This is a genomic window from Marivirga arenosa, from assembly GCF_030503895.2.
Lineage (GTDB): Bacteria > Bacteroidota > Bacteroidia > Cytophagales > Cyclobacteriaceae > Marivirga > Marivirga arenosa.
On sequence record NZ_CP129970.2, the window covers coordinates 3497447 to 3521529 of the forward strand.

Annotated in this window: 22 protein-coding genes; 14 read left to right on the forward strand and 8 right to left on the reverse strand. The window is 31.7% G+C overall.

The window, feature by feature from the left end; all coding sequences use genetic code 11:
• Nucleotides 1-119: 119 nt before the first annotated feature.
• Nucleotides 120-2537 carry a phosphoenolpyruvate synthase gene (ppsA, locus tag QYS48_RS15140; RefSeq protein ID WP_308356657.1) on the forward strand — a complete coding sequence of 806 codons (2418 nt, stop codon included), beginning with the start codon at nucleotides 120-122 and terminating at the stop codon, nucleotides 2535-2537.
• The gene (locus QYS48_RS15145) at nucleotides 2527-4659 is read left to right on the forward strand and encodes an acetate--CoA ligase family protein (protein ID WP_308356658.1); all 2133 of its coding nucleotides are present in this window, start codon (nucleotides 2527-2529) and stop codon (nucleotides 4657-4659) included. The genes ppsA and QYS48_RS15145 overlap by 11 nt, the downstream gene beginning before the upstream one ends.
• An 80-nt stretch (nucleotides 4660-4739) precedes the next feature.
• Here QYS48_RS15145 and QYS48_RS15150 read toward each other — a convergent pair whose 3' ends face one another.
• The 7 genes from QYS48_RS15150 to QYS48_RS15180 form a co-directional block, all read right to left on the reverse strand.
• A complete protein-coding gene (locus QYS48_RS15150) occupies nucleotides 4740-5243 on the reverse strand; it encodes a DUF892 family protein (protein ID WP_308356659.1) in 504 nt (167 codons plus the stop codon).
• Between the two features lie 44 nt (nucleotides 5244-5287).
• Nucleotides 5288-6775: a carboxypeptidase-like regulatory domain-containing protein gene (locus QYS48_RS15155; protein ID WP_308356660.1), complete on the reverse strand. Its 1488-nt coding sequence runs from the start codon at nucleotides 6773-6775 to the stop codon at nucleotides 5288-5290.
• A 45-nt stretch (nucleotides 6776-6820) separates the two neighbouring features.
• Nucleotides 6821-7348, reverse strand: a complete 528-nt coding sequence (locus tag QYS48_RS15160; RefSeq protein WP_302100745.1) for a hypothetical protein — start codon at nucleotides 7346-7348, stop codon at nucleotides 6821-6823.
• Nucleotides 7349-7411: 63 nt separating this feature from the next.
• Nucleotides 7412-8344, reverse strand: coding sequence for a hypothetical protein (locus QYS48_RS15165; protein ID WP_308356661.1), 933 nt, complete (start codon nucleotides 8342-8344; stop codon nucleotides 7412-7414).
• 112 nt (nucleotides 8345-8456) lie between these two features.
• Nucleotides 8457-9950, reverse strand: a complete 1494-nt coding sequence (locus QYS48_RS15170) for a CsgG/HfaB family protein (RefSeq protein ID WP_308356662.1) — start codon at nucleotides 9948-9950, stop codon at nucleotides 8457-8459.
• Between the two features lie 10 nt (nucleotides 9951-9960).
• Nucleotides 9961-10371: a curli production assembly/transport component CsgF gene (locus QYS48_RS15175; RefSeq protein WP_302100742.1), complete on the reverse strand. Its 411-nt coding sequence runs from the start codon at nucleotides 10369-10371 to the stop codon at nucleotides 9961-9963.
• An 11-nt stretch (nucleotides 10372-10382) separates the two neighbouring features.
• The gene (locus tag QYS48_RS15180; protein ID WP_308356663.1) at nucleotides 10383-10865 is read right to left on the reverse strand and encodes a CsgE family curli-type amyloid fiber assembly protein; all 483 of its coding nucleotides are present in this window, start codon (nucleotides 10863-10865) and stop codon (nucleotides 10383-10385) included.
• Between the two features lie 235 nt (nucleotides 10866-11100).
• Between QYS48_RS15180 and QYS48_RS15185 the strand changes: the two genes are divergently transcribed.
• The 10 genes from QYS48_RS15185 (at nucleotide 11101) to QYS48_RS15230 (ending at nucleotide 21059) form a co-directional block, all read left to right on the forward strand.
• Nucleotides 11101-11523, forward strand: a complete 423-nt coding sequence (locus QYS48_RS15185) for a hypothetical protein (RefSeq protein ID WP_302100739.1) — start codon at nucleotides 11101-11103, stop codon at nucleotides 11521-11523.
• Nucleotides 11524-11675: 152 nt separating this feature from the next.
• Nucleotides 11676-12776 carry an AI-2E family transporter gene (locus QYS48_RS15190; RefSeq protein WP_308356664.1) on the forward strand — a complete coding sequence of 367 codons (1101 nt, stop codon included), beginning with the start codon at nucleotides 11676-11678 and terminating at the stop codon, nucleotides 12774-12776.
• A 47-nt stretch (nucleotides 12777-12823) separates the two neighbouring features.
• Nucleotides 12824-15367 (forward strand): cation-translocating P-type ATPase, encoded by a 2544-nt coding sequence (locus QYS48_RS15195; protein WP_308356665.1) that lies wholly within the window; start codon nucleotides 12824-12826, stop codon nucleotides 15365-15367.
• Nucleotides 15368-15490: 123 nt separating this feature from the next.
• Complete coding sequence (locus QYS48_RS15200) at nucleotides 15491-15931, forward strand: hypothetical protein (RefSeq protein WP_308356666.1); 441 nt, start codon at nucleotides 15491-15493, stop codon at nucleotides 15929-15931.
• 19 nt (nucleotides 15932-15950) lie between these two features.
• On the forward strand, nucleotides 15951-16361 hold the full coding sequence (locus tag QYS48_RS15205) for a hypothetical protein (RefSeq protein WP_308356667.1): 411 nt from the start codon (nucleotides 15951-15953) through the stop codon (nucleotides 16359-16361).
• Nucleotides 16362-16388: 27 nt separating this feature from the next.
• The gene (locus tag QYS48_RS15210) at nucleotides 16389-17942 is read left to right on the forward strand and encodes a hypothetical protein (RefSeq protein WP_308356668.1); all 1554 of its coding nucleotides are present in this window, start codon (nucleotides 16389-16391) and stop codon (nucleotides 17940-17942) included.
• Between the two features lie 141 nt (nucleotides 17943-18083).
• Nucleotides 18084-18506, forward strand: coding sequence for a DUF6799 domain-containing protein (locus tag QYS48_RS15215; RefSeq protein ID WP_308356669.1), 423 nt, complete (start codon nucleotides 18084-18086; stop codon nucleotides 18504-18506).
• 149 nt (nucleotides 18507-18655) lie between these two features.
• A complete protein-coding gene (locus QYS48_RS15220; protein ID WP_308356670.1) occupies nucleotides 18656-19534 on the forward strand; it encodes a hypothetical protein in 879 nt (292 codons plus the stop codon).
• 11 nt (nucleotides 19535-19545) lie between these two features.
• Complete coding sequence (locus tag QYS48_RS15225; RefSeq protein WP_308356671.1) at nucleotides 19546-20043, forward strand: AAA family ATPase; 498 nt, start codon at nucleotides 19546-19548, stop codon at nucleotides 20041-20043.
• A 5-nt stretch (nucleotides 20044-20048) separates the two neighbouring features.
• Nucleotides 20049-21059, forward strand: a complete 1011-nt coding sequence (locus QYS48_RS15230) for a hypothetical protein (RefSeq protein WP_308356672.1) — start codon at nucleotides 20049-20051, stop codon at nucleotides 21057-21059.
• Between the two features lie 107 nt (nucleotides 21060-21166).
• Here QYS48_RS15230 and QYS48_RS15235 read toward each other — a convergent pair whose 3' ends face one another.
• Nucleotides 21167-21577 carry an Hsp20/alpha crystallin family protein gene (locus tag QYS48_RS15235; RefSeq protein WP_302100723.1) on the reverse strand — a complete coding sequence of 137 codons (411 nt, stop codon included), beginning with the start codon at nucleotides 21575-21577 and terminating at the stop codon, nucleotides 21167-21169.
• A gap of 285 nt (nucleotides 21578-21862) precedes the next feature.
• Between QYS48_RS15235 and QYS48_RS15240 the strand changes: the two genes are divergently transcribed.
• The gene (locus QYS48_RS15240; protein WP_308356673.1) at nucleotides 21863-23299 is read left to right on the forward strand and encodes a PAS domain S-box protein; all 1437 of its coding nucleotides are present in this window, start codon (nucleotides 21863-21865) and stop codon (nucleotides 23297-23299) included.
• 38 nt (nucleotides 23300-23337) lie between these two features.
• Nucleotides 23338-24003, forward strand: a complete 666-nt coding sequence (locus QYS48_RS15245; RefSeq protein ID WP_308356674.1) for a response regulator transcription factor — start codon at nucleotides 23338-23340, stop codon at nucleotides 24001-24003.
• Nucleotides 24004-24083: the final 80 nt, after the last annotated feature.

Genomic DNA, 24083 nt, shown 5'->3' on the forward strand with positions numbered 1-24083 from the left:
GTAGCAAATTAATCTGAAGAGATTATTAATTAACGTTCCAGTAAAATGGTAATTTTTCTAGCCTAGAATTACCAGATAGCTAGAGCAAGAATACATTCTTTGAATCATAATTTTAAATCATGAATCAGTTCATATATCCCTTTAAAGAGCTTTCTCTTTCCGATTTAGGAAGAGTAGGCGGTAAGAATGCTTCCCTAGGTGAGTTGTATAAGGAATTAGTGTCAAAAGGAATAAATGTTCCTGATGGTTTTGCGATATCGGCTGAAGCCTATTGGGATGTATTAGATTCTAATAATATAAGAGATAAATTAAAATCTACCCTAAGTGAATTAGATACTAAAGGATTTAAAAACCTTGCTGAAATTGGAGAGAAGTGTAGGAAATTATTAGGTAAAGCTAAATTACCAACTGATTTAATAAATCAAATCATTGAAGCTTATCAATCTTTAAAATCAAATTATCCCGATTCACTACAATTAGCAGTAAGAAGCAGTGCAACAGCTGAAGATTTACCAGAAGCTAGTTTTGCCGGGCAACAAGAAAGCTATTTAAATATTGAATCAGAGCAAGAATTGTTAGCTGCTTGTAATGCGTGTTATGCTTCTTTATTTACAAATAGAGCTATTAAATACAGAGAGGATAATGGATTTAATCATATGGATGTAGCCCTTTCAATTGGTGTACAAAAAATGGTACGATCAGATCTTGGTTCTGCAGGGGTTTGTTTCAGTTTAGATACAGAAACGGGTTTTGATAAAGTTGTGAATATAACTGGAGCATGGGGCTTAGGTGAAAATGTAGTAAAAGGCACAGTTTCTCCAGATGATTTTTGTCTTTATAAACCAGCTATCAAAGCAGGTAAGAAAGCTATTCTTTTTAAGCATTTAGGGCAAAAAGAAAAAACCATGACCTATGCTGCTAAAGATGAGAATAAGAAATTCACATATAAAACAAAAACTATCAACCTCAAGACAGCTAAAGAAAAACAAAAACAATATGTATTAACTGATACCGAACTAGAAAAACTCGCAAAATGGACCATTCAAATTGAAGAACATTATCAAAAGCCTATGGATATTGAATGGGCAAAGGATGGAATAAACCAACAATTATATATTGTTCAGGCAAGAGCTGAAACAGTTCATTCTTTACGATCGAAGTTTCAATTCTTTGATTATAAACTAAAGTCAAAAAGCAAAATTATTGTAGAAGGCCGGAATGTAGGAGGGAAAATTGCAGCTGGGAAAGCAAAAATTCTACAAAGTCCGGCTGAAATTGACAAATTGAATGAAGGGGAAATACTGGTAACAAATTTAACCAATCCAGATTGGGACCCTATTCTTAAAAGGGCAGCGGCTATTGTTACCAATACAGGAGGTCGGACAAGTCATGCAGCTATAGTAGCTCGTGAAACTGGAGCTGTAGCTGTAGTTGGCGCTCATGGAGCTACAAAATTAATAAAAGATGGACAAGAGATTACCGTAAGCTGTGCAGATGGAAAAAAAGGAACTATTTATGAAGGGAAATTAGACTGGGAAAGCACAGAAATTGATACCAGAGAAATAAAACTACCCCAAACAGAAGTCATGTTTATTCTGGCTGATCCTGATCAAGCCTTCAAACTATCATTTCTACCCAATAATGGAGTAGGACTAATGAGATTAGAGTTTGTAATAAATAATAGCATAAAGGTTCATCCTATGGCATTAGCACATTTTAAAAACTTAAAGGATAAGAAAGCCAAAGCTGAAATAGAAGAATTAACCTTTGCCTATCCTAACAAAGAGGATTATTTCACAGAGAAATTATCTCAAGCTGTAGGAACTATTGCGGCTGCCTTTTACCCTAAAGATGTAATCGTAAGAATGAGCGATTTCAAAACGAATGAATATGCAAATTTATTAGGCGGTAAGGAATTTGAAACAGAGGAGCAAAACCCGATGATAGGCTGGAGAGGCGCTTCAAGATATTATAGTGAGGGTTACAAAGACGGATTCAAATTAGAATGTGAATCCATGAGAATTGTAAGAGAAGAGATGGGATTTACAAATGTTAAATTGATGATCCCTTTTTGTAGAACCTTAGATGAAGCTAAAAAAGTAGTGGATATTATGGCCAAATATGGTCTTAAAAGAGGGGTTAATGGATTGGAATTATATATGATGGTAGAAATACCTAGTAATGTTATACTTGCGGAAAAATTTGCTGAATATTTTGATGGATTTTCCATTGGATCAAATGATTTAACACAATTAACATTAGGAATAGATAGAGATTCTGAAGCGTTGCAATCTATGTTTGATGCTGAAAATGAAGCAGTTAAAAAACTTATTAAGGAAGCTATTACTAGTGCAAAAAATACAGGCACTAAAATTGGATTATGTGGTCAGGCTGCTAGTGATTCTTCAGATTTCACTTATTTTTTAGTTAAAAATGGGATCGACAGCATATCCTTTAACCCCGATGCTTTGATTAAAGGGATAAAAAGTATTAATCATGCTGAATCTATGATTAACCAACAAATAGATGCGATTTGATAATAAATATTTTGATCAATTATTCAATCCAAAATCTATTGCAGTTATTGGGGCATCAACTCATACCGATAAAGTAGGCTATGCTTTACTAAAAAATTTACTTGATGGAGGGTTTACTGGGAAAATTTATCCTGTAAACCCAAATACAAACTCAATTTTAGGGTTGAAAGCTTATTCAAGTGTAGAGCAAATAAATAATAATGTTGATTTAGCTATTATTGCAGTTGATGCCGTAAGGGTTCCAGATATACTAAATCAAGCTTACAAAAAAGGAATCAAAACCTTTATAATCATTACTGCTGGCTTTAAGGAAAGCACATCAATTGGAGCTAAAGTATTAGAAGAAAAATTAGTTGAAGTAGTTTACGCTTACGAATTATTTGTAATTGGTCCGAATTGCTTGGGAGTTATCAATACTCAACCAACTATTAATATGAATGCAACCTTTGCTCGTGTTGCTCCTAAGAAAGGCAACATAGCTTTTGTTTCACAAAGTGGTGCCATCGGTATACATGCTTTGGAATATGCAGCGAGGCAAGATATTGGATTCAGTAAATTTGTAACAATTGGTAATAAAACAGCTATAAATGAAAATGATCTATTGAATTATTTAATTGATGATGAAGAAACTAAAGTGATATTGTTATATCTAGAAAGTTTTTCAGATGGTATTAGATTTAAGGAGATAATTCAATCAAAAAATCAACAGCAGTTAAAACCCATTATTATATTAAAATCAGGAAGAACTGAAAGTGGTATTAAAGCAGCACTTTCCCATACAGGCGCATTAACTGGCGAAGATAATATTGTTAGTCAGTTTCTTGATGATTGTGGTGTACTTAGAGTAGATTCCATTGAAGAATTATTTACAACTGCTTTGCTTATTGCGAATCAACCCAAGCCAAAAGGTAATAAATTATTAGTATTGACTAATGCAGGTGGATTAGGAATTATGGCAATGGATGCCACTAAGGATACAAGCTTAGTGGCTATAAAATTAATGAAACCTGAGCAAGACATTCTTCAAAAAGAGTTACCTAATGCAGCCTCAACTGCTAATCCCGTAGATATATTAGGAGATGCAGGGGCAGAACGGTATAGTCATACATTAAAGACCCTTCTTGATATAAATAGCTTTGATTTGTTGTTGATGATTTGTACTCCTCAATTTATGACGAATAGAGCCCAAATTTTGAATTCAATACTAGATTTGGTAGCTAAAGCTAGAAAAAATCAAATTACACTTGCCGCTGTGTTTCCTTCTATCAATGAGGAATTGTTCACTATTTTTGATGCCTATGATTTACCCAACTATGAATTTCCAGAACAAGCCATAAATGCCTTTTCTAATTATGTAAGATTTGCTAATTATAAGTTCGAGGACGCACTAGTTCAAAACACAAAGTTAATTAACAGAAAATATAATCATCTAAAAAAATTATTCGATAAAGCTAAGCACCATAATCAAGAATACTTGAATGAAGTTGAAAGTTATAGTATACTCAAAGAATATGGGGTTACCTTGGCCCCTCATTATGTGACCAAGCATATTGGTGAAGCCATTTCTTTAGCGGATAAAATCGGGTATCCAGTGGTTGCTAAAATCATAGTCAAAGGTGTTCTCCACAAATTTGATCAAGGAGGTGTAATCCTTAATATTAATACTAAAACTGAATTGATTGAAGCCTATAATCGCTTACATGAGAGCTTTAATTCTAAAAGGGTGGAAGGGGTACTGATACAATCACAAATTAAAAAAGGAATTGAATTTATTATTGGTAGTAAATTTCATGAAGGTTTTGGCCATTTTATAATGTTTGGTTTAGGTGGAACCTATGTTGAAATATTAAAGGATATTAAATTAGCAATGTCACCACTCACAAAAGTTAAAGCTTACGAGTTAATAGAATCAATAAGAGCTAAGGAAATAATGGAAGGCTATCGTGGTATTAAACCTATTAATAAAGAAGCGCTTGTTAATCTACTTTTAAAAGTCTCCAATATAGTTAATGATTTTCCAGAGATTGAATCCTTAGATTTAAACCCGGTATTTGCTCTTGAGAATGACGCCATTGTAGCAGATGCTCGCATCATTTTGAAAAAAGAGGTTACTAAAAAATGAGTTATATCTAAATCATCAAAAAAAGAGATTAAAATTTTTAGTATTAAACCAATCCTTTTAATCTCTTACAATTCGAGTGATTAGGTTGAAGAAGGGGAGAGAATTTCATGATTTAACTGCTTTGTAAGTTTAGTCATTTTACGATCCATTTTTCGTTCTTCTTCCAGAGAAATACTAAACAATCTGTTAGCACTAGAATCTTCCAATTCATTTGCATAACTAACCATAGCAATATAACCCGCTATTTTGAAATGGTTAAAATGCTGTATAGCATTCACAATTTCTATATCCTTCAATCGTGTATCAGCTATTTTATTAATCCATTGGTTTCTTTTGTTAATTAATGCACCGAATGGTTCGCTGTGTTCACTTTCCAGTTCGATTCCATAATCATCAAATGCATTTTCCAATCGACCTTGCTGTCTCCAAACCTGTTTGATATACTGACGAATTATTTCTCGTAAATCCTCTGAATTAATGGATTTTCTAAATTTTGTCAGAATATTGATTTCCTGTTCTTGAGAATTATACAATTCTTTTCCCTGTTCGATAAATAAGTCTTTAAGTGCCGCTATAGTTTTCATAATTCTATTGTTTATTGTTATAAATAATGGTTTAAAGTTGATTTCTATTGCCAATTAGGCATTTCAGCATCTTCAAATAATAAAGTTCTATTAGTGCCATTGGTATCCATCTTCCAAATAGATTTTAATCCTGAACCATCATTTGATGTATTCATGAATATTATACTGGCACCATCAGGTGAAAATCTTGCTTGCAAATCATTGGTTCCATTGGGTTTATTATTTGATAGATCTGTAATTTCCTTAGTTTCAATATTTATTTTAAAGATATGGGCGTTTAATTGTCTTCCATTAGCGGATTCATAGCCTGAAATATCCTGTGTATACAATACTTCCTTGCCATCTATTGAGAAGCTTGGGTTTTGGATAATTCCAGGTAAATCATCTACTAAGCGGATAGTGTCAGAACCATCGCTATTCATTAAGTATATTTCAGATTCATAGATGGTAGAACCAATAGTTTCAACTACAATTTTATCGTTTACTGAGGTCCAGTCTGAACTTCTAAAATGCTTGCCATTAGGAGCTGTGGCTATTTGATTTAAACCCGTTCCATTTCGGTTGATTGTGTATAATTTTTCGTAATGACTATACAGCAATTTTCCATTATCAGGTGACCAACAAAAAGCTATACCTTGATTGTGGAATCCTGCTATCGGAATGTTAGTTACTTTTTTTGAGTTGCTGCCATCCTTATTCATCAAATAAATATGATAGTCGACTTCTGCATTAGATGAATAAGCAATTAAATCTCTATTATTTGAATACAATGGTTTTAGTTCAAAATCATTGTTTTCAGTTATTTGGGTCAATTTCCCACCCTCTAAGTCTGATGAATAAATATTATAATCTCCTTCACGGTTAGAAGTGAATAGAAAACGATTATCAGGGAATACTACAGTAGAAAAACTCCAAATATCACCTTTTGTAATATTGCCTGTTGAGCTAATCACGTTGACTTGCCAAAAGTAATTCGAATTATAATTTAAGTCTTCTACCGTTAGTGTAGTATCTGTATAATCATCTACTTGTTGAAATATATGATTGTCATCATCTTCATATAATAGAATCTGGTATTTTAGATTTTCTTGTTCTCCTTGATCTGATATTGACCAAATAAGATTTAACGTAAGGGCTTGATCAATAGCATTATTTTGAGGAATAGGGTTTATGGGGATTGAGGCAATTCGATTTGCAATGTTTAATTTAAGAGTTACATCGGTAACTTCATTATTAGTAACATTTATTTTAATGTTTTCATTCTCAAAACCAAAGGCATTAGCATATACCGTATATTCACCGATCGGTATATTTTCTATGATAAATTCTCCTAAATCATTTGTGTAAACTTCATTGGTAGCAGGAAGAGTGTTTATTTCTACATTCTCAACAGGCGCATTTGTAGTTTTATTAATGGATACTCCACTTATTGTACCAGTTAAAATAGGAGTGACCACATCTTCAGTACAAGAACTTAGGTTAAGAATAAGAATCAAAACTATTGCTAGATATCTTATTGAAATTCGTTCCATGACGATAGTAGATAAAAAAGCCGAAATTATATTCCGGCTTTTTAGTTAATATGATCTAATGATCAATTGCATATTATTTCCTCTTTGCTGAATATTCAATTCAGGGGAATCTGTAGCAGTAGAAGTGTGTATAACACTATTATATTGACCATCTTGCACAATATTACTTTTCGCAAAATTGCTAGAGATCTGTTGTTGTACTGTATTATAATTCCCATCTTGAGTAATATAGACTTCTATAAAATCACCATTAAGTTCTCCATAGTAATTATTCATACTCCCTGTTTGGCTTAGCGCAAATTGTCCATTTAAACCATTTTGTAAAACATACATTGAGTTATTTAATCCTTGCTGATTAACAGTGGTTGTATGAAGTCCGACTTGCTTGATGTAAGCATTATTTTCGTCCCCTAATTGAAGTAATGACACTTCATTATTTAGAGCATTTTGTTGTTCATTTTCAATATTAATTTGTTCTATGTCGATAGCATTATCATTATTTTGAGCTTTAACCATAGAGATTGGGTTATAAAGCAATAATGCTATAGTTGCTATGACAAATAGATTTTTCATTTCCTTTTTTTTAACTGTTATTAAAAATACTTTCGCCCTTGGAGCGAAAGTATTTTTTCAAGTTTAGAATTGAGTTACGAATGCTGAGTTACCATTTCCTGCTTGGTTTACAAATGAATTGTGTCCTGCATTAAATTGGAAAACTTCAGATCTGTTCATAGTACCTTCTTGGATAGTCATTGAATAGTTTTCAAAACCATTTTGTTCTTGCCAAGAACTGTTTGATCTACCATCTTGAACACTCCAAGCTTCATTAGATTCTCCTAATTGGTACTGAATAGAACTGTTTCCACTACCATTTTGAAGAACGTTTGCATAATTATATTCAGCTGAGTGTGGGTGATCGTTTTCACCTTCACCTAAGCCTTCACCATCATCATTACCTTGGGTTTGTGAAGCATAATTTTCATCTCCCCATTGTTCCACATCAGCAACATTCATAATTCCTGATTGGAATTGTTCAGAAAGATTGCCAACGCCTGATTGGAATGCGTTTGCTACATTTTCTCTATGAAGTTGTTCTTGAAAAGCTTCATTGCCTTCTCTCATTTGCATAATGCTTGCATTATTGCTGTTTCCTTGTTGATATTGATAAGCATAGTTTTCGAATCCCATTTGATTGACTGTTGCTTGACCCAACTTTCCACGTTGAATTTGTTCAGAAACATTGTCATTCATAAATTGAATTGATAAAGCTGAATTTCCATTGCCGTGTTGGTCTTGTGTTCCCAAATTACCAATACCACCTTGTTCAGACATTCCCATGTTTAGAGTTCCTCTTTGGGTTTTAAATGCTTGATTTGCTTCACCCATTTGACCAACAAAAACATTATTTCCTTCTCCTTGTTGATCTGAGAAGTTATAGTTTAATGCACCTGCTTGCATCACAACTGCCCCGTTTGCTTCACCAGATTGATACACATCACTGGTATTCTGTGCGATTGAATAAAAGCCGATAAACATAAATACGGCTATTATACTGATTAACTTTTTCATCGTTCTTTTTTTAAAAATTAAACATCTATTATTAAAATACCTGATGAAACAGACTTGCAATACCAGCAATTACAAATCCCTTTTTCAAATATTTTGGGGAATTTCAATACTTTTATTTTTGCTTATTACTCTTAGTACTTTTTTCATTAATTATTCTACTCCATAAGTTATTATTGTTGTCTTCCCTCAATTCACCCATTTTTTGCTTTACTTCTTTAGGCTTTTTATTGATGGAAAAATATTTAGTAATCCCTACATTTACACCCCATATAAAGTCATCAAACTTTCCAACTTCTAAGCCATCCAAATTATCAGTAAGTATATGTTTGTAATTTACAGAAGCTTGTATCCCTAATTTATTAGTGATTAAATGCTCTATACCTAATTCTATTTTGGCATGGGGATAGAAGTATTCCCAATACTTAATATCATTATCGAAATCATTTTTAAGCTCTTTTACCGTACCGGCACCTACGTATAAGTAGGGTGTTGTAATATGGTAGTTCAGAAGTTTATATTTTAATCCAATGTCTGCATATCCAACAGTAGTAGTGAATGCATCTTTAGCACCTATTTCATGCGCTCCAATACTTGACATCAAAGTAAATCGGGAATTAGAAGAGTATTCTAAATTCAGTTCCCCACCAGCAAAAGGTTTAGCTTTAACATAATCACCTTGGTAGGAGCGAGCAGTTGCATTTAGTCCTACTCCAAATGTTGCTCTTCTATTTTGTGTATTAATACCGAAAGCATCGATATTAGTGTTTTCATTTCGTTCATTTTTATATTCAGTTATAACAGCTGACTGAAGTTCAGATTCATCCAAAAGCTGCCATAAACTTTCCTCTATACCTTCAATTATTAATCCTATAACTGCTTTTTCAATTGCTTCTTTTACAGCCATCTCGCCTGGTTCATTATAGGTATAACCCATCTCAGCTTCTAACAATCTTCTTAAACTTACGAATCTAAATACCCCTACATCTATTTGTTGAGAAAGGATAGTTTTCGAAGTATAGATAGTTTTTAATATTCTACCGGTGCTTGTAGAAACTGCTCTTAAATATATGGTAACTCTATCTTCTCTATACTCACCTGAACTGCCAGTACCAAAATATCTGACCCCTGCACCACCGGTTTTGATATTGCTATCATAAGATACTATTCCCCCTTCAATGATAATACCTGCAAAAATCAGTGGGGGTAATAGCTGGTCTTTTTGATCAGTATAGTTTGCCCTACTTGAGCGAATAATCTTTCTTTCGTTTAATAGATTGGACAAACCCTCTCTTTCTATTGGAATAAACCATCCGGATTCCTCCATTGCTCTCAGTAGGATAGAAGTAGCACCTTGGGTTACCGCAGTGGACCAACTTGCACCAGTTTGAGATTCTTTATATTGGCCAGTCTGATCTCTAAATTTATATACCGCAGCTACAATTTTTTCTTTAGGTTCTGGAAGCTTAGTTAATTCTTTATAATGTTGAGTTTCAGCACCAAGTCTAGCTTCTTTTACTCGCATTGGCTCATACAAATAATTCGTACATGCAGAAAATATAAGCATCGATGTTATTAATAAATAATATGTGAGATGTATAGTTTTCATTATCTATAATTTAATAGTAGGGTACTATAATCTGTGTTTCTGCTCCATCTGTAGTATCAAAAATTGTAATATTAATACCTTCAATGCTTGATAAAATCTCAATTTGAAAGCTTCCTATTTCAAATGTTCCATCCTGTATACCTTCCTCACCAAAAAGATTACTAACAAGTTCTCTAGATAGTTGAGAAAGAATTTGACGATTTATGCTGTTTTCGAAGTCAGATAAAGGATCTTGTTGAAATGAAGGTATGTCTGATTCCTCCTTAAAATCATTCTGTTCTGATGCAGAGCTTAGCAGCCATTGATAATTAAATGTATCACCACCAAAAGCCGGATTTATTGGTTTATAAACAAAATCTTGTGATAGACCCATGTTCATTGCTCCGAATAAAATAAATAGTATTGCAATTAGCTTTTTCATGATCATTGATTTTAAAATATTCCACTTCCTTTAATGTCTTCTCCTTCTAATGATTTAAGGATCTCTCTATAGTTATTTATAAAACCTTGCGTTCTTTCTCTGGCTATTTCAGCAATTGATTCTAAATAATCATATCTTGCTTGAAGGGGCATTTCAAAAATCAGCATATCATTTACTTTAATACTGATTTGTGTCATATTACCTCTGAGAGGTTTTTCTTTAATTACAATGATAAATGCTTGGTTTGATTGATCTGGCCATACCCATTTACTATAAAACAGTTCATGAAAATCATTACCGGCTTTGGTCATGGTTTCATTCACTATTAATTCATTGATTTCAATTTCTAATTGATCAATTTCTTCCACATTTTTAGGGGTGTCTTGTTTTAATAGAACTGCTGCTTTTAATTTTTGAATTAATAAGCTATCACCCTGAGCATTTAGAGTGCTTATAATCAAAAGGTTAAATAATATGAGTGTTATCGTTTTCATTTCTCCCCCATTATTTGAATCAAAATTGGCTCAGTATGGCCTTTTTATCAATGATAGAGATCATTTGTCATCATGATTGTGTGCTTAATAGCTTATGATAAAGATTAAGTATTGGATTGATTTAGATTGTAACTAAATCATTCATTTATTAGAGTGATAAATATTTCATTTTCCACTGACCGCCATCATGGTTTGAGTAATCATAAGTCATTATTTTTATATTAAAATCAATAAGATGGCAGAGGTTATTACACATACTAAAGAATTTTATGAATCATTGGCGTCCATTTTTTATTCGATGGTTGTAGTGGATAATAATGTGAATAAAAATGAAAAATTGCGCATTAAGGCATTGGTAGATGAACATTGGTCAAATGATAATAAAATTAAAAATAGCGAAGAGATCATATTTAATAAACTAAATCAATTATTTACAGGGAATTATGACAAGGAATCAGCTTTTTTTGATTTTAAACGGTATTTTCTAAATCATCCGGAAGAATTCAATGATGAATTAAAATTTCAAATATTGAAAGATGTAGACAGTATAAGCATGGCATTTTCAAGAAGAAACAAATCTGAAAGTATCTTAAATAGCCAGCTATATTTTCTATTATTTAAATCTCATGGTTTGTTTGATAGCGACATTACAAATTGATAATATTCATTTTTAATTCTGATGTAAGTCAGTGTTTTTCAATTTTTATAAGCCTACTTTTAATGATGTCAAAATAACCAATTCATTTATATTAATTAATCTAAAGGTTTAAATGGTTAGGTGAAATTTTGATACTTTAAATTAGGATAAAAATGAAAACCTTAGCACAGAATAGGAAAGTACAATGGTTGAATTTCTTTCAATACGTGTTTTTTATATCTATAATTCTCTATTTAGGTCGCTCATTATTCATTCCTTTAACTACAGGATTACTTATTAGCTTCATACTCTATCCATTTTGTCGTTGGCTCGAAAATCATAAAATACCTAGAATAGTCTCAATCCTAATTGGATTAAGCGTATTCTTTCTCATTAGCCTGTCTTTTATTGGATTGTTGATTTATCAATTTTCAAAATTCATGGAAGAGTGGCCGCAGATAAATGAAAAATTAGTACTTTTATTAAACGAATTAGATACGAATATCAGTAGTTCTAAGCTTCAGAAATTCATTGATCCTGAATTAGGCTTAATTGGAAGTATAACGGATTATATCAGTGTTCATTTGATTCCTGAGATTCCTTCCACTCTTTATAATTCATCAATCTCATTAGTTCTTTTTATCATAATCCCGATATTCTCGGCTCTTATATTAATGTACAGAGAAGTTTTAGTAGCATTTTTGTATGAGATCTTTCCTGTAGCCGCTAAAAAATACATTGAAAAAATACTACCTGATGTAATTGTTACTTATTATAATTTTATAAAAGGAATGATAGTGGTGTATTTGATTGTAGGTGTTTTAAATAGTCTTGGCCTATTCCTAATTGGTATCCCAAATCCAATTTTCTTTGGATTCATAGCCTCTATTCTCACTTTTATACCCTATGTAGGAATCACAGTGGGAGCCTTACTTCCTATGGCCATTTCGTGGATTAAATTCAATTCTATCTTTTATCCGATAGGAGTAATAGTCGTTTTTACTATTGTACAAATTCTTGAGGCTAATGTTATTTTTCCATTGGAGGTAAGCCAAAAATTGAAAATAAATGCTTTGGTAACCCTTATTGTTATTGTAGCAGGAGGAATTATATGGGGCGCAATGGGAATGATATTGTTTTTGCCATTAATAGCGATCTTAAAATTAATAGCCGATCAAGTAAAAGAATTGAGAGCGATTTCTATTTTATTAGGTACTAAAAAGGATTTAGATCAAGATGCTTTTGAGAAAGGAAAGAGTTTGAATCAGAAATAAATACTTAAATTAAGAAAGAGAATAATCTAATGTTAATTGAAAGTTAAATGAACCAGCAACACAAAGGCTTAAATGATCATCAAATTCATCAAAAGTTAAAGGAATATGGTCCAAATGTGTTGGCTAGGGCTCACAAAATTAGTCCCATTAAAATCTTTTTAAGTCAGTTTAAATCCCCATTAATCATTATTCTAATTGTAGCTGCTATTATATCTTTTTCAGTAGGGTTTTTACCTGATCAAGAATCAAAATTAGTGGATACAATTTTAATTTTAGTCATTGTTTTGCTTTCGGGAATAATGGGGTTTGTTCAGGACTATAATGCTGAAAAAACGATTGAAGCACTTCAAAATCTTGCATCGCCAAATTCGAGGGTAATAAGAAATGGAAAGGAAGAAGAAATCGATTCATCGGAAATTGTGCCAGAGGATATTCTTGTAATTGAATCAGGTGATATGATAACCGCTGATGTTGAAATTCTTGAAGCTTTTCAATTAGAAGTGGATGAATCTGTATTGACAGGTGAATCAAATTCAGTTAAGAAAAAGGAAGGTGATTTAGCTTTCATGAATACCTATGTTTTAGGAGGAAAGGCCACTGCTTTGGTAAAAGCTACAGGAATGAAAACTCAAATTGGAAAAGTAGCGGATAAGCTTGAAAGTCTTAAACGTGAAAAATCATCTTTTCAAATTGAATTAAATTCTTTAAGTAAAAAACTATCAATAACCGCCTTAATTATTACTGTAATAATTACTTTAATTGGTATTCAGAAATTTGGTTTATATGATTCATTATTGACAGCCATTTCTTTAGCGGTTGCAGCAATTCCTGAGGGATTGCCTGCTGTGGTTGTACTTGCATTGGCAGTTGGCTCTAAAATAATGGCGAAAAGAAATGCTCTTATTAGAAAATTAACTAAAGTAGAATCAATAGGGGCAGTCAATATTATATGTACTGATAAAACGGGTACCCTTACAAAAAATGAGATGACCATCACTCATTTATATTTCAATAATACAGTACATGAGGTGAGTAAAAATAGTTTTAAACCTCAGGAAAGTGAGGAAGGTAAAATGCTCATGAAATGTGCTTATACTTGTAATAATGCAAGTGTATCCAAAGATGAATTCGGACAACAAAAATATTTTGGAAGCCAAACGGAAATTGCTTTAAAGAAATATTCAGCTAAACATTTAGATGAAAATTTCGAGAACTCTTTTTCCAAAACACAGGAAATATCATTTAGCTCAAAGCGTAAAATGATGTCGGTAGTGGTTGAAGATGAAAGTCAAAAATCTTTCGCATTTTCAAAAGGTGCACCTGAAGTATTAATAGAAAAATGTAGTTTTATCATGCTAAATGGTAAAATTGAAAAGCTTACTGAATCAATCAAGCAGGAAATAAATCAACAAAATAAAGATTTTGCCAAAAAAGCACTAAGAGTATTAGGATTTGCTTTTAAAGAGAATATCACACATTCATCTGATGCAGAAAAAGATATGGTTTGGTTAGGATTACAAGCCATGATAGATCCACCAAGACCAGAGGTTTATGATGCTATTTCAGATTGTAAGACCGCAGGTATCAGGGTGATTATGATAACGGGTGATAATCCTATTACAGCGGCAGCAATCGCGAAAGAAGTAGGCTTAGACTCAAATCATGTATTAGAAGGAACCGACATTGATGAAATGTCCGATGAGCAATTAAATAAAGCCCTTAATGACCAAACTAATATATTTGCCAGAACAACCCCTTTCCATAAACTAAGATTACTTGAATTATTAGAGGAAAAAAATACAGTTGCTATGACGGGTGATGGCGTTAATGATGCTTTAGCAATAAAGAAAGCAGCTATAGGTATTGCAATGGGTAAAAAAGGAACCGAGGTAGCCAAACAAGCAAGTGATATTATTTTATTAGATGATAATTTTAGTACTATCACAAACGCCATAAAGCAAGGAAGAACCATTTTCTATAATATTCGCAAGTTTATTAACTATTTATTAACCTGCAACTTAGCTGAAGTTGGAATTATCTTTACTGCCACGGTCTTTTTTTCCTTAGACGAACCTCTTTTATATCCAGTTCAATTATTATGGATTAACCTTTTAACAGATGGTTTAGTAGCCTTAGCATTAGGGGTGGATCCATCAGCAGAAGATGTTATGAAAGAGGCACCAAGAAAGCTTAATGAACCTATAATCGATAAAAAAACGGCATGGCTAATAGTTAGTATAGGTATTAAAATGGCCGCTTTATTAATTATAGTATTCATATTTGTTTTACCAATGGGAATAGAAAGGGCTCGAACTACTTTAATTACAGGTGTTGTAGTTTTTGAGTTTGTAAGAATAGGTGCTATTCGTTACCAAGAAAAAATAGGTTGGTTCGCCAATAAATGGTTAGTGATGGGATTAATCATTTCATTAGTGCTTCATGTAGCATTAATATACTCCCCTCTAAATAGCTTTTTCTATTTAATCCCAATTGGTTTAAAGGAATGGGGCATAATATTATCTGGAGCTATAATAGGATACTTATTCGCTATTTCCATCACTTCAATTATCATGAAAACTGTAAAAACTTGATGATTTACATCATCCTTCACATTGATTCATGACATAGGAAATAACTCTTTAAATTTTGATTTTTGAATATACCAAAGGTATTACCATTGGTAGGAAAAAAAGTTAAAATTAAATGTTAAGGTCATGGATTTTGTTAGAAACACTGAAAGCTTAGAGGTCTATTCACAATACTACATTGAGGCCGAGAATTGGAAATCAGATATTGAGTTTTATATAATAGAACACAAGTTTATGAGTACGCTCATCAATAAATACTTTACTTTTTTAATTAGCGAAGAATATCTAGATGAAACTCAAGATATAGTCCTTCGACTAAGTAAATTAGAAAATATTGGCAAGGATTTAATCAAAGATGTTGAGGACTTTATGCATGGTGTAAAAACCAATTTGACTAAAGATGATCAAATGTTTTACAAAAGACTTAATTCTGAAAAAGAGAAGTTGGGAAGAAGAGTTGAAGCCTTTTCTCATATTTTTAAACATATCAAAACAGATGTGTTTAAAATCACTGAAAAAATTCTAGGGAATGAAAAGGTCAAAAAACTTATTAGCGCTGTTCATTAAATGTTATTAATCTGCTGCAATGGAATTAGTTATTTATCATAATTATCAATCAGTTATTGATAAAATTGAGGCATACATTAAGGTGCTTAGAGAAAATGAACTCAACTATGATTCTCAGGAATTACAATCCTTAGGATTAAAGCATAAAGATCAAATACACTCAGCAATTGAAAAAACACAGCAGATTTTATACTTAGCAGGTGAGGACCTAAATTTCCATATCAAAATTTACTATGTCGATAAGAATGGAGTGTTGTCAAAAGCATGGCGACTTTCCAAATTAGCCTATACACTTTGTTTGTTGAAAGCTGATGTTTTTGATTATGAAGGTGCAAACTTACAAACGTTAATGGCTAATAAAATTTCGAATTTATTTTTAGATAAAGATCGATTTAAAAGCAGAAAATATAAAAGCTCTACTTTCACATAACTTTTATAATGTTAAATACTCAAAACCATGCGTTACTTTCTCACTTTTTTAATAGTCTTCTTCATAACAATTGATAAGCTTAAACTATACGCTCAAGATGAGAAAACAGAATTCAATCTAAACGAAGTTTTTAACAATAATGAAGAATTAGAAGCTCTTGCTTTATATCCAAATGATATAAGAGCGGCAATATTAGAATTATCCACACATCCTGAATTAATAGTAAAACTAGGTTTAATTCAAGAAAAAAGTCAAGAAGCTTTTCAGGAAATTATTTCTACTGAAACAGAAGAAGTTCAAAAGAATTTATGGGAACTCTTGAGGTATCCTGGTTTGGTGGAAGATTTAGTTGAAGGAGGCCCTAAAAGTAAAATAGAACTTAAAGATATAACAGCCTCTTATCCTGAAGAAATCAATGATATTTCAATGGAAATAGGGGTTGGGCAATATGATAAATTAGTAAGCATAAATCAAATAGATCAAGAAGTAAACCAGACCTTAGAGGTACTATTGAAACAATATGATGATGATACAGAAGAAAAGGTTAAGCTATTACTTATGTTTCCTGAAGTACTACATATTATAGTAGATAATCTTGATGCCGCAGTATTAGTAGGGAATGAATATCAGAGAAATCCTGCATTAGTGCTTTCCCAACTAGAGGATATGAAATTAGAGGTAGCACAAAAGCACCAAAAAGATATAGATGATTGGAAAAAAGGATTAGAAGAAGATCCTCAAGCTTTAGTTGAATTTGAAGAAGCTTCTCAATCTTTTCGTTCTGAAGAAGAAATATATGAAAATTATGATCCATTGTATCCTAACGCTTTAACTCCAGAGGAAGAACAGAATAAGGAGATTGAAAAAACTGAAGATGTGAATATAGAATACAATTATTATCCATATCCTTATTGGTATGGTTATCCTATATGGTTTCCAAATGTTTACTGGTATAGATATCCCTATTGGTACCATTGGGGTTATTATTACGGACCAGAGCAATCAATCGTAATACTAGGCTTGCCTTCATATTACTATTTCTACTGGTATTTTAATTTTCCCACTCATTATTACCGTTATCCTTATTTATCGAATTACATCATTAGATATTATCGATCTCGTATCTCAAGAAGTTCAACTAGCAATAGTTTGGATCGATCCGTTGAGCACTGGAGAACTAGCTCTAGGAGCAGAATTCCAAATTCTATTTTAGAAGAAGACAATGATAGAATAAGAATCGAAAAGATTAGAGAATATGGAAGATTTGAGCAAGATTATCAGAGAAGAATAGAACGTAAACCTAATAGAGTAGTAACAAGAGAACAGTTCTTAAACCAAAATAGTAATCGTTATCGCTATTTATCAGGTCAAACCAGAATCATAAAAGATAATGAAACCATCAGAACGATACGTACACAAACTACAATAAGACGTTCATCAGCAATTCGATCCAATACTTTCAATCGAGCTAGAGACATACATCAGAGAACATGGCAGAGATCAATTCCTTCTCGAAGTGGGGCATCAATCCCAAGCTCACGCTCCAGAAGTACATCAACAAAGCGAGGTCGAGATAATTAATAACATTTCAGTATTAATTTTATATTTCGTTATTCTTGACCCATTCTAAAGATGATCAAAATCATCTGTAAGCTGCATTTGAATCATTTCAAACTAGTGATTTAAGTACTAATTTTAATTAAGATTTTAAACAAAAAGGTTATGAAAAAATTAGCTCTGGTGTTCATATCAATGTTATTCTTGATAGGCACCGCATTTGCACAGGATCAAGATCGTGATAGAAATCAAGATAGAGTCCATGATCATTATACCCTCAAAGATGGTAAAATGTATCAATTTAAGAATGGGGAGCAATTAATGCTTCAAAATCAAGTAAGACTTGAAAACGGTACTGTAATAAATCCTAACGGTACTTACCAATTACAGAATAGGGAAATGAAACAGCTAAGAGATGGTGAATGTCTTGATATGCTTGGTAAAAAGTACCGTAATCGTGAACATTTTGAAAAACAAATTAAACGACAAAGAGAAAGAGATATGAGAGTGAAAGAAAGAAATAAAAATCAAGAAAAGGGAACCAAAGAAAGAAAAGGGGGTGGAAAAGGCAATGGTAAAAACATTTAATAATAGACTATCCTAATACCATTCATAAATGAACTAACACCTCCATTTCTCTTGATATAAATTTTATTATAGAGGAATGGAGGTATTTCAAATTCAAATTTATTTTATAAGCCTGCAATGATTTAAAACTATAAATTCAATTAAAAAAGATGAAAAAGACCCTTCTCATATTGCTTTTTGTATTAATGGTCTTTCCACTAATCTCACAAAATGAAACTTCAGTAGAAAAGTCTTATGTCAAAATCAATTTAAAATACAGTAGCGATTATGTTTTTATGGGTCGTACAGATTCTTTAGCTGCTCCTTATTTATCCCCATCGATTAGTTATTACCATAAAAGTGGATTCTATACCAGAGGATCTTTATCTTATCTTACTACAGCCGATCAAAATAGAATAGATCTCTCTATAGTGTCATTAGGCTATGATGCTACATCAAAAAATTTATATGGTGGTATAGGCTTGAGTGCTTACTTTTTCAATCAAGAAAGTTATGCAGTGCCCTCTTCATTATTTGGTTTTTTAGATGCTTATTTAGGGTATGACTTCTACTGGTTTGAAATAAATACTGATTTAAGTTTAGGTATGAGCGACAATATGGACGTTTTTACAGGAATTGAAGTGTTTAGAATATTTTATCTATTTGATTCTAAATTATTAATTACCCCTTCTTTTTACACTAATGCCGCTACTCAAAATTATTATAATGAATACTACAATACACGAAATTCAAAAATGACGCTAGGGGGTGGTTTTACAAAGGGAAAAGGAGCTAATGGGAATATTAATAATGTAAATAATGTTCAAGAATCAGTTACTTTGGAAGAAGCTTCTAAATTTCAAGTTTTAGATTATGAATTTAGTAATTCAGCAACCTATAGATTGAAGAACTGGCGGATAAATGCTACAGCAAAATTCTTTATTCCTGTAAATGCTTCAACTGTTACAGCGGACGGGGAGACTGTTTATGAGGAAGAGTTAAATAATGTATTTTTTTATTCTTTTGGTATTGGCTATATAATTAAATAGTATGTAAAGATATGATTATTATTGTTTTCGGACTTCCGGGAGTTGGAAAAAGCTTTTTCGCCAAAACTTTAGCTCAAAAACTAAAAGCGAAATATCTTAATACAGATATCATTCGCAATGAAAAGTATGAGCATTTCGATTACAATGAACATAACAAAACGGATGTATATAAGCATTTGATCAATGAAATGTATAATTACGCCCATTGCAAAAAGGATTTAGTTTTAGACGGCACTTTTTACAAAAAAAGAATAAGAGAAGCCTTCTTGAAATTATCAAATGACTTAAATATTAAATTGAATTGGATTGAAATAACAGCAGATGAAGATGTGGTCAAAGGTAGATTAAGTGAAAAAAGAGAGCATAGTGAAGCTGATTATAATGTTTATCTAAAAATAAAAGAAGATTTTGAGCCCATCAATACGCATGAGTATTTAAGTTTAAAATCGACCAATTTTAATATGGATGATATGATAAAAAAGGCTATTGATTTTATAAATGATAAATAGCAGTTATGAATCGTTCTCAAATAGAACATTTAGTAAAAAATGGAAAATTTCCATCAGCATACAAATTTGTTGAGTTATTGGAAACGCACATTTCATGGGTAATTCTTTGTGATGAAATTGTTTATAAAATTAAAAAACCTGTCAAATTCGATTTTCTTGACTTTTCAACCCCTCAAAAAAGAGAATTTTATTGCCATAAAGAAGTCGTTCTAAACAGAAGGTTAGCAAAAGATATTTATCAAAGTGTGGTATATATTCATGATAATAATGGAAAGTTCGAAATCTCATTACAAGAATCTGAAAATACGATAGATTATGCAGTAATGATGAAGAAAATGAATCCTGATAAAAGAATGGATAAATTACTTCGGTCTAATAAAGTGAGTTTGGAGCAAATAGATCAAATTGCCAAAACACTAAAAGAATTCCATGATAAAACTGAAACGATATATGATATTCAACCCTTAGATTTAAAATCAAAATTCAATGATATAGATGAAATATCAAACTTCGTAAAAGAGTCTTTAGGTATCAAATACAAAAACATAATTAAAAATAGTATTCATAAATCAGATCAGTTCTTAAAGCAATATGAGGCCATAATTAAGTTACGTTCCGAATTAGGGTTAATTAAAGATTGTCATGGTGATTTACATTCAAAAAACATTTTCTTATTAGACGAACCTATTATTTTTGATTGTATTGAATTCAATCCATCATTCCGACATTTAGATATATTAAACGAATTAGCTTTTTTCTGTATGGATTTGGAAGCTTATAATCATCATGAATTAAGCCAATACTTTATGGTTTGTTATAATAAGCTAGAAGAAATAATTCATAGTAATCAGGAATCGCAATTATTCATTTATTATAAAGCCTATCATGCTAATGTAAGGGCCAAGGTAAGTGCAATGGAAGCCCAAAAGGCAAATTCAGATAAAATGGATAAAGCTGTAGAAGAAATAAAGCTATATCTGGATTTATTGAATCAATACATTTCTGAATTAGATTAAAATTTTAAAAAGTATACACAATAAACCCTACCTCTTTGGCTTAATATGTCCTTGAATTTACATGCCTTAGAAGGTAGGGTTTAATCGAAAACTAAAAACAATCATTTTCAATCTATAGCGATTGTTTTTTTATGATTTTTGATTGCTTCTTGTTTTTTAGGTACTGAAAGTTTTAAGATACCATCTTCATATTTTGCTTTTATCTTTTCAGCATCAATAGTATCTGGTAATAAAAATGATCTTGAAAAGCTATTGTAGCTAAATTCATGACGAGTGTAGTTTTCTTTCTTTTCTTCTACTTCATCTTCTTTTTCGCTACTAATAGTGAGATATCCATTGTCTACATTCACATCAAAATCACTTTTTTTCATACCTGGTGCAGCCAGTTCCACAGTGAATGCCTTATCGTTTTCGATTACATTAGCCGAAGGCAAACGACTAAATCCATTATCCAAATCCAAAGAAGGAAGACGTACATCATCAAATAAATCATTAAATAATGTTGATGTACGGGACATGAGTGATGGTTTTTTCATTACAAGTGTCATTGCATTAAACATTTAGTTATTTGATACAATAAAGGAACAACTTTCCGAGCTTATTTGAAATGATAGCAGTCAAAGGCTAAAATGACTTTAATCATTGTAGTGTTAAAAATCTAAATTTCAGTTGGTTTAGAGTAAAATTTGCATTGACTGGATAGTGTACAAACAATGATTTATATCATATTGTCAAATGATTGCCCTTATAACTTTTGTAAAGAATATTACTGAAATTTAATAATATTCAAATGAAAGTAAAAAATGTTGTCTAATACTGCCTATTGTAAACTAATATACCAATATATAGATGAAGGTATAATTGTTGTGAGTCAAGGGGGAACAATTCTATGGGTAAATGAAAGTCTTGAGAAAATCTTCGGTTATGAATCAGGTGAATTATTAAATAAACCACTAGATATCCTCATTCCAAAAGCTTTTATAGGAAGTCATGACCAAAAAAGAAAATCCTACATTAAAAATCCAATTCCCAGGCCTAGGCATCATAATTTAGAATTTGAAGGCATAAGAAAGGATGGTAAACCAATATGGTTAAAAATTGGCCTAAATAGTTTTGAAGATGATGGAGAAGTTTATTCAATAGCTCAACTTACCAATGTAACAGATAAAAGGCTTGCTGAAATTAATATGCAAAAGTATGCTGATAGAGCAAAACTATTTCTAAAGCTCTCGAAAACCATATTTCTTGAACTTGATCAAAAAGGCAATATTCAATTAATAAATGATGAAGGATGCCTTATTTTAGGAGTTTCTCAAGATGAAGCCGTAGGCCTAAATTGGTTTAATACTTTCATTTCGGATCATGATAGACCCAGAATAAAGCTACTATTTAATGAATTAATAAATGGTAGAATTAGTGATACTAAAATTGTGACCTCTTCTATTGAATCGAAATCAGGTGAAAAAAGGCTAATTCAGTGGCACAATACTGTAATAAAAAATCAGAAAGATAAAATAACAGGTACTTTAAGCTCTGGAATTGATATTACAGAACAAGAAGCATTGAAGAAGTCACAAAATAATATAGTTTTATTAGCTACCGAAAAAGAAAGAAAAAGAGTGGCTATGGAATTACACGATGGCGTGATTCAGACACTCTCTGCAGTATCTATGAATTTAAAATCAATAAGAGAGGCCATCTATACACTTCCTGAAAGCAATCAAAAAGCATTTGACGAGGGACTAAATTTAGTACTCAATACTATTTCAGAAATACGAGCTATTTCACATGATTTAATGCCATCGATTATTATTAATCACGGCTTAGAGAAAGCTTTAAATGATTTAATTGAAAGAACAACTGAGACCAATAATATTATGGTCAATTATCAATCAGACGGTTTAAGTAAAAGTTTAGATCAAATGTATGCGCTAAATATATATCGTATTTTACAAGAGCTAATTCAAAATACCATCAAACATGCCGAGGCTGATTCAATAAGTATCCAAATCCAAAAAATTGAAGAATTCATTCAAATTATTTATCAAGATAACGGTATAGGTTTTAACACTAACCTTCATCTTGGTAACTCTGAAGGAATGGGAATTCAAAATATAAAAGCAAGAATTGATTCAATGAATGGAGATATTACCATTGAATCATCCAAAGGAAAAGGTGTCATAATAATGGCATCTCTGCCTATAACAGATAAGATTTTGATGGAACAAACCGTAATTTGAAAAAGTCGTATTAGATTATAAATAAGGGCTTATCACTGATGATTAATAAAAATCAAGTTAATGTATTTTTAGTAGATGACCACCAAATTGTTAGGAATGGTATCCGTGCATTATTAAGTGATAATGAAAATATTAACATAATAGGAGAAGCTGCTAATGGAAAAGAAGCTATTACTTCCATGCAGGAAAATGCATCAAAAATAAAGGTGGTTATAATGGATATATCAATGCCTGAAATGGATGGAGTAGAAACGACTAGATATCTTAAAAAACATTTTCCGAAATTGAATGTATTGGCTTTATCCATCCATGATGATGAACCCTATATTGTAAGTATGTTAGAGGCGGGAGCATTAGGTTATATCCTAAAAACAACAGAAAAGAAAGAATTAATTCAAGCTGTTTGCAGTGTTGCAAAAGGAAAAAGTTATTTTGATAAGGAATCTTCTGTGAAATTAGCCCATCATTTTACCTCGAAAAATAATACAAAAGAGAATAGCAAATCAACGTCTTTTATTCATTTAACAAAAAGGGAAAAAGAGGTTTTAACCTTAATAGCCGCGGAATTTACCAATACTGAAATAGCAAAAAAACTGTTCTTGAGCCCTAGAACGGTGGATAGTCATAGAAGAAACCTACTTCAGAAACTTAATGCGAAAAATACTGCAGGATTAGTCAAGTATGCTTTAACGCATACTCTTTAATTCTTATGCTCTAGGTGTTTTCACCTAGATAGAATTCAGCTTTTTACGTCTATCATCTAATTAATAGATATGGTATTTTT

Excerpts from the sequence above, each read along its gene's own strand:
- ppsA (WP_308356657.1), top strand. The coding sequence starts at position 120 with ATGAATCAGTTCATATATCCCTTTAAAGAGCTTTCTCTTTCCGATTTA.
- QYS48_RS15190 (WP_308356664.1), top strand. The coding sequence starts at position 11,676 with ATGAAAACCTTAGCACAGAATAGGAAAGTACAATGGTTGAATTTCTTT.
- QYS48_RS15180 (WP_308356663.1), bottom strand. The coding sequence starts at position 10,865 with ATGAAAACGATAACACTCATATTATTTAACCTTTTGATTATAAGCACT.
- QYS48_RS15155 (WP_308356660.1), bottom strand. The coding sequence starts at position 6,775 with ATGGAACGAATTTCAATAAGATATCTAGCAATAGTTTTGATTCTTATT.
- QYS48_RS15160 (WP_302100745.1), bottom strand. The coding sequence starts at position 7,348 with ATGAAAAATCTATTTGTCATAGCAACTATAGCATTATTGCTTTATAAC.
- QYS48_RS15150 (WP_308356659.1), bottom strand. The coding sequence starts at position 5,243 with ATGAAAACTATAGCGGCACTTAAAGACTTATTTATCGAACAGGGAAAA.
- QYS48_RS15245 (WP_308356674.1), top strand. The coding sequence starts at position 23,338 with ATGATTAATAAAAATCAAGTTAATGTATTTTTAGTAGATGACCACCAA.
- QYS48_RS15170 (WP_308356662.1), bottom strand. The coding sequence starts at position 9,950 with ATGAAAACTATACATCTCACATATTATTTATTAATAACATCGATGCTT.
- QYS48_RS15230 (WP_308356672.1), top strand. The coding sequence starts at position 20,049 with ATGAATCGTTCTCAAATAGAACATTTAGTAAAAAATGGAAAATTTCCA.
- QYS48_RS15145 (WP_308356658.1), top strand. The coding sequence starts at position 2,527 with ATGCGATTTGATAATAAATATTTTGATCAATTATTCAATCCAAAATCT.
- QYS48_RS15175 (WP_302100742.1), bottom strand. The coding sequence starts at position 10,371 with ATGAAAAAGCTAATTGCAATACTATTTATTTTATTCGGAGCAATGAAC.
- QYS48_RS15195 (WP_308356665.1), top strand. The coding sequence starts at position 12,824 with ATGAACCAGCAACACAAAGGCTTAAATGATCATCAAATTCATCAAAAG.
- QYS48_RS15210 (WP_308356668.1), top strand. The coding sequence starts at position 16,389 with ATGCGTTACTTTCTCACTTTTTTAATAGTCTTCTTCATAACAATTGAT.
- QYS48_RS15205 (WP_308356667.1), top strand. The coding sequence starts at position 15,951 with ATGGAATTAGTTATTTATCATAATTATCAATCAGTTATTGATAAAATT.
- QYS48_RS15165 (WP_308356661.1), bottom strand. The coding sequence starts at position 8,344 with ATGAAAAAGTTAATCAGTATAATAGCCGTATTTATGTTTATCGGCTTT.
- QYS48_RS15185 (WP_302100739.1), top strand. The coding sequence starts at position 11,101 with ATGGCAGAGGTTATTACACATACTAAAGAATTTTATGAATCATTGGCG.
- QYS48_RS15220 (WP_308356670.1), top strand. The coding sequence starts at position 18,656 with ATGAAAAAGACCCTTCTCATATTGCTTTTTGTATTAATGGTCTTTCCA.
- QYS48_RS15240 (WP_308356673.1), top strand. The coding sequence starts at position 21,863 with ATGTTGTCTAATACTGCCTATTGTAAACTAATATACCAATATATAGAT.
- QYS48_RS15235 (WP_302100723.1), bottom strand. The coding sequence starts at position 21,577 with ATGTCCCGTACATCAACATTATTTAATGATTTATTTGATGATGTACGT.
- QYS48_RS15200 (WP_308356666.1), top strand. The coding sequence starts at position 15,491 with ATGGATTTTGTTAGAAACACTGAAAGCTTAGAGGTCTATTCACAATAC.
- QYS48_RS15215 (WP_308356669.1), top strand. The coding sequence starts at position 18,084 with ATGAAAAAATTAGCTCTGGTGTTCATATCAATGTTATTCTTGATAGGC.
- QYS48_RS15225 (WP_308356671.1), top strand. The coding sequence starts at position 19,546 with ATGATTATTATTGTTTTCGGACTTCCGGGAGTTGGAAAAAGCTTTTTC.